The sequence below is a fragment of the Siphonobacter sp. genome (genome assembly GCF_048595215.1).
GTDB lineage: Bacteria > Bacteroidota > Bacteroidia > Cytophagales > Spirosomataceae > Siphonobacter.
The window spans coordinates 1-5,349 of the sequence record NZ_JBMDWJ010000105.1; the positions used below are offsets into that span (position 1 = coordinate 1).

Below are 5,349 nucleotides of genomic sequence, written 5' to 3' on the forward strand. Positions count from 1 at the left end.
CCTGCGGAAATCATGCTCAGGTAGGTCATCGATGCTTTTGATCTGTCCCGACAAGAAGCCACGACCCAGCGGTGAGTACGCTACAAAGCCAATACCCAATTCCTGTAAGGTTGCCAGAACGCCACGTTCTTCCACCGTCCGCTCGAACAATGAGTATTCGCTTTGTACGGCAGTGATCGGGTGTACGGCATGGGCTCGCTTCACCGTTTCGGACGAAACTTCCGACAAACCGATGTACCCCACTTTACCTTCCTGAACCAGCTCCGCCATCGCCTGAACCGTTTCCTCAATCGGCGTATTTTTATCCAGACGGTGCAGGTAATACAGATCGATGTAATCCGTATTCAGATTTTTGAGCGAACGCTCCAACGACTTCTTCACATAATCTTTCTTGCCATTAATGGCCCAGGTTACCTTGTTGTTGTCGTCGATCTCCCAGCCAAACTTGGTCGCCAGAATATACTGATCACGTTTACCACTGATTGCTTTGGCGATCAACTGCTCATTCTTCAGCGGTCCGTACAGATCGGCAGTATCTAAAAAAGTACCGCCTAACTCAAGCGAACGGTGGATCGTTGCGATGGCTTCCTGTTCATCCGCAGGACCATACATGTGTCCCTCTTCAAAGCCCGTCATGCCCATACAGCCCAGGCCGATTACTGGTACAACCAAACCCTGGCTGCCCAATGCGATTTGTTTTATTTCCATGATGCAAAGGTCGGCAGGCGTAGTCACACGCCTGTATGCAAACCCCTGAAGCTTGTAAGCAAATCAAGGAACGATTATAAATTCAGTTTCACGTACGGGATTTTAGTTGTGAACATGCCTGTAGGTGTTTCCTCAATTGCCAGAGATTAACTTAGTTTGGACCTGGGCGTAACTAACTCGTAACCATAAAGTAAAAGCCATTGACTATCAGTAAGATAATCAATGGCTTCTACTTTGTGACGATAGATGTCTTCTAAAATTACATTACTTATTTCAATTCACTGGCTTTAATTTCTTTGGTCCACTTCAGTTCGCCCCGGGTGTTGTACGCTTTTACGGTTAATACCCGCTCGTTTTTGGCACCGGAAAGCGACATAACCGCAAAATTACGTTCGGTCAGTACAGTTTCGGGTAATAGTGTCGGAGATACCGCTTCTTCTTTGGTCTGACGGGCAGGACCGGAGGTGAACGGCGAAATAGTGAAATCGTAGAAAGGATACGCGTTGAATCGCTGGAGTTTGTGCACGGCCGTATGGTGACGGTCGCCCGAAAGGAATACTACGCCCGGAATTTTCTGTTCCGCGATCCGCTTCAGCAGTTCTTCCCGCTCCTCCGCGTATACGGAGTAGTTTTCAAACTGAGCCGCCGGATTGATCACCTGACCGCCGCAAACTACAAACTTAAACGTGGCCTGACTGAATTTCAGAGCGTCGATCAGCCAGTCAAGCTGCTTCTTACCCAGGTAATCTTTGTTCGAGCCTTCCATTTCATTGGGGGCTCGCCACCAGCGGTCATCCAGCATGAAAAACTGACAATCGCCCCACTGGAACGTGCCCGTAATGCCTTCTTTTTCAAAGGCATAATTCGGATTCCCCCAGAACTGCTTGAAGATGTCGAGGGCATCACGCTTCATCCAGAAACTGCGGTCTGAGTCATTGGGGCCGTAATCATGATCGTCCCAGATGGCGTAGTGGTGCGTATGGGCCAGCAGGGATTGCAGTTGCGGGAATGAGCGACCGTGTGTCATGCGGCGGAGCATCCCCGTACGCGTACTCCAGTCCACCTCCCGGTAGTAATTGTTGTCGCCACCCCAAACCATAAAGTCAGGACGCAGACTGTCAATTTTCGTAAAGATCTCGTATTGCTGACCGTAAGGCGTACCGGGGCGATCGTACTCGGGTTCGCTGAAATAGGCACAGCTACCGAAAGCAAAGCTGAACGCGGGCGGATCGGTACGGTACTGCCACAGTTGCTGAGTCTGAAACTGAAGCGGATAGGGGCGGGCTACTTTTTTTCCATCCACCCAAACTTCATACTCATATTTCTTACCCGGTTCTACCTGATCCGCGTACAAATGAGCAATGTAGGCGTTGGATTTTTCCGTATTGACCTCATCGGTAGATCGTTTGTTGGAGGGATTGCCCACTTCCCAGTACTGAATTTTAACTTTAGCCGCTTTCTTAGTCTGAGCCCATACCATGACTTCCATGTAGTCGGACTAGCCCAGCATGGGACCACTTTGTAACTGAGCCTGAGTGGTCAGAAGTGTACAGGTGAATAGAAGAAAAAGCCAGAAACGTATCGTTTTCTGCATGTGTTGATGATTAAGAAATAGTTAATAATGGCTCGTTGCCTTGCAGATTGCAAATTTAGGGGGTAATGTTTAAAGATGAGAGTGGCCGCCGCTGCAGTTTGGAGTTTGGAGTTTGGAGTTTGGAGTTTGGAGTTTGGAGTTTATTGGGTAAAACCCAATAAAGTTAGCGGGATGGGTTGTCCGTAGTATTCACTACGGACTTTTTAAGTTGGTAGGCTGTGCCTACCGGGCGGCATGTTCCCCGCATTGCATACGGAGTTAATTACATTGAACTCCTTCGGGGTTGGCTCTTGCGTTTCTATTTTATAAATCCATCTACAGCGTGAGAGATCGGAGTCTGTAGCAGATAGGGTTTTCGGCTACCTGGCTTTTGTCAAGGCGTTTGAGGGGCAAGGTGTAACGCAGGAATGCCCGACGGCACACGTCAAACTAATCCCATAAACTACGCATTCCTCTTTGGCAAACCCGTCACTTTCTGCCAACTTGCAGCTTTATTTTTTCTTACATTCCCATGCAACTCCGAGAAGGTTCTTATTTCATACAAAATCAGAAAGTTACTGATTTAGCCGAGCGTTTTGGTACACCCCTGTACGTATACGACGGCGATAAAATTATTCAGCAAATTCAAAGCATTCACCAGGCCTTCGCAGGGATTGATCTGAAAATTAAATACGCCTGTAAAGCTCTCACTTCCCTAGCCGTACTCAAACTCATGCGTAAGTACGGCGTGGATCTCGACGTGGTTTCTCCGCAGGAGTTACAGATTGGACTTCTGGCTGGGTACGCAGGAAATCAGATGAACTTTACGCCCAGCGGCGTGAGCTTCGACGAAATCGAATTTGCCGTTGAACAGGGAGCGTTCGTAAACCTGGATAACCTCGACGTACTGGAAAAATTTGGTCAGAAATATGGTTCGTCCAAACCCTGTATGATTCGGGTGAAGCCTAACGTAGCGGCGGGAGGAAATGCAAAAATCATGACGGCCCACGAAGGGTCTAAATTCGGTATTGATATTCGGCAAAAGGCGGAAATCCTGGCTCTGGTTGAAAAGTACGATCTGAAAATCGTGGGTTTACACCAGCATACGGGCTCTGACGTAAAGGAAGCTTCTGCTTTTATCGAAGCCGCCAGTCGCGTATTCGAGTTTGCCTACGATTTTCCCGACTTACAGTGCATCGATCTCGGCGGTGGATTTAAAGTAGCTTACAAAGAAGGCGACTATACAACGGATATGGAGAAATTCGGAGCCGAGCTATCGGGATTTTTCCGGGAATTCTGTGAAAAATACGGGCGTAACCTGCAACTATGGTTTGAACCCGGTAAGTACCTCGTCAGTGAATGTGGGTACCTGCTGGTATCGGCTAATGTAGTGAAAGAAGCTCCGGGCCGTACGTTTGTCGGCGTGAATTCCGGGTTGAATCACCTGATCCGTCCGATGATGTACGATGCCTATCATCATATTGTGAATGCATCCAATCCGGATGATTCGGAACAGGATGTGTATGACGTAGTGGGTTACATCTGCGAAACGGATAACTTCGCCCTGGGCCGTACCCTCAATAAAGTCAAAGCCAACGATATTCTCGCCATACTCAACGCCGGAGCCTACGGTTTTGCCATGAGTAGCCAATACAACAGTCGCCTGCGTCCGGCGGAGGTACTGGTACTGAATGGCGAAGCACATGTGATTCGGCAGCGGGAAACGCTGGAAGACGTCTTACGCAATCAGGTTGAGATTGATGTGTACTAGGAAACGTTTGAAATCGCTTCAAGTTTGAAAGAGGACGAAGTGGGATTTTATACGTACAAATCGTTGTATTAATCTCCGGCTGACTCTGATTCATTATAAAGAGGATTTGTTAGTAAGACTGTTAAATGCTATACTGGCAAGGGAATTCACTCCTTTGCCAGTTTTCTATTTAGGCTATGTCGTTTCAATCAACCGTACTCATTCACCCGGGACTCGGAAATTCCGGCGAAGGTCACTGGCAGACGCTCTGGCAGGACCAATACAACCTTGAACGCGTTCAACAGCGGGACTGGGAAACGCCCATCTGTACCGACTGGGTACAAACGCTGGATAAAGCCGTGCTTCGGGCGGGTGTATCGAATGTGATTTTGGTAGGACATAGCTTAGCCTGCGTGACGATTGCCTACTGGGCAGAACTCTATAAGCGTCCGATCAAGGCCGCCTTGCTGGTAGCTCCGAGTGATACCGAAGCCGCTTCGTACCCCTCCGGCACGACTGGATTTTCACCCATGCCCACGGTAAAACTTCCTTTCCCTTCCATCGTTGTTCGCAGTACCAATGATCCGTATATGACGATGGAACGGGCTCAAGATATGGCAGAGGCATGGGGGAGCGAGCTAATCACCATTACCAATGCCGGACATATCAACGTAGGTTCGGGATACGGTTCCTGGCCGGCGGGACTCGAACTTCTTCAGCAACTGGATCACCTGTAGGTTATGATTTTATAACGTTTTCCCCTTTCAATCGATGCTTTTTCGTTGTATTCTGGTTTTCTTGATAGGTCTGGGCAGTAGTCTACAAGCCCAGCAAAAGTTTGCGGACTTAGGAGATTTGAAACTTGAAAACGGGCTGACGATTCAGAATTGTACCCTTGGTTACCGAACCTTTGGGAAACTCAACCCGCAGCGTTCCAATGCCATTCTGGTGCCTACCTGGTTTGGTGGCACCTCCCAGCAAAAGGCCAGCATTGCTAATGCCGGGAGCATGGCCGACAGTACCCATTTTTTCGTCATTGTGGTTGATGGCATTGGTAATGGGGTGTCTACTTCACCCTCGAATTCTAAAACGCAGCCTAACGAAAAATTCCCCCTCTTTACGATCCGGGATATGGTGAAGAGTCAATATGAATTGGTAACGAAGCACCTGAAGCTGAATCACCTGTATGCGGTAATGGGTGTATCGATGGGAGGAATGCAGTCCTTTCAGTGGGCCGTTAGTTACCCCAGCTTTATGGATCGGGTAGTACCGATTGTGGGAACGCCGCGTCAATCCGCGTATGATGTACTATTCTGGA

The 5,349-nt window shown here is 48.6% G+C and carries 5 protein-coding genes; 3 read left to right on the top strand and 2 right to left on the bottom strand.

Translation table 11 applies throughout. The features are described 5' to 3' along the window. Together ACOJTG_RS06055 and ACOJTG_RS06060 are read right to left on the bottom strand one after the other, a co-directional pair. Positions 1–708 (bottom strand): aldo/keto reductase (locus ACOJTG_RS06055; RefSeq protein ID WP_420152987.1); only part of this gene is annotated, 708 nt, incomplete at its 3' end. A 268-nt stretch (positions 709–976) separates the two neighbouring features. Next, complete coding sequence (locus ACOJTG_RS06060; protein WP_420152988.1) at positions 977–2,197, bottom strand: alkaline phosphatase D family protein; 1,221 nt, start codon at positions 2,195–2,197, stop codon at positions 977–979. A gap of 616 nt (positions 2,198–2,813) precedes the next feature. On the opposite strand from ACOJTG_RS06060, the gene lysA reads away from it, so the two are divergent. The 3 genes from lysA to ACOJTG_RS06075 all read left to right on the top strand — a co-directional run. Further along, positions 2,814–4,052 carry a diaminopimelate decarboxylase gene (gene lysA, locus ACOJTG_RS06065; RefSeq protein WP_420152989.1) on the top strand — a complete coding sequence of 413 codons (1,239 nt, stop codon included), beginning with the start codon at positions 2,814–2,816 and terminating at the stop codon, positions 4,050–4,052. A gap of 176 nt (positions 4,053–4,228) precedes the next feature. After that, positions 4,229–4,768 carry an RBBP9/YdeN family alpha/beta hydrolase gene (locus ACOJTG_RS06070; RefSeq protein WP_420152990.1) on the top strand — a complete coding sequence of 180 codons (540 nt, stop codon included), beginning with the start codon at positions 4,229–4,231 and terminating at the stop codon, positions 4,766–4,768. Positions 4,769–4,802: 34 nt separating this feature from the next. Next, the coding region (locus ACOJTG_RS06075) for an alpha/beta fold hydrolase (protein ID WP_420152991.1) at positions 4,803–5,349 on the top strand (547 nt) is incomplete at its 3' end.

Bases quoted from the DNA above. Each gene is read 5' to 3' on its own strand.
- ACOJTG_RS06070 (WP_420152990.1), top strand. From the start codon at position 4,229: ATGTCGTTTCAATCAACCGTACTCATTCACCCGGGACTCGGAAATTCC.
- ACOJTG_RS06060 (WP_420152988.1), bottom strand. From the start codon at position 2,197: ATGGAAGTCATGGTATGGGCTCAGACTAAGAAAGCGGCTAAAGTTAAA.
- lysA (WP_420152989.1), top strand. From the start codon at position 2,814: ATGCAACTCCGAGAAGGTTCTTATTTCATACAAAATCAGAAAGTTACT.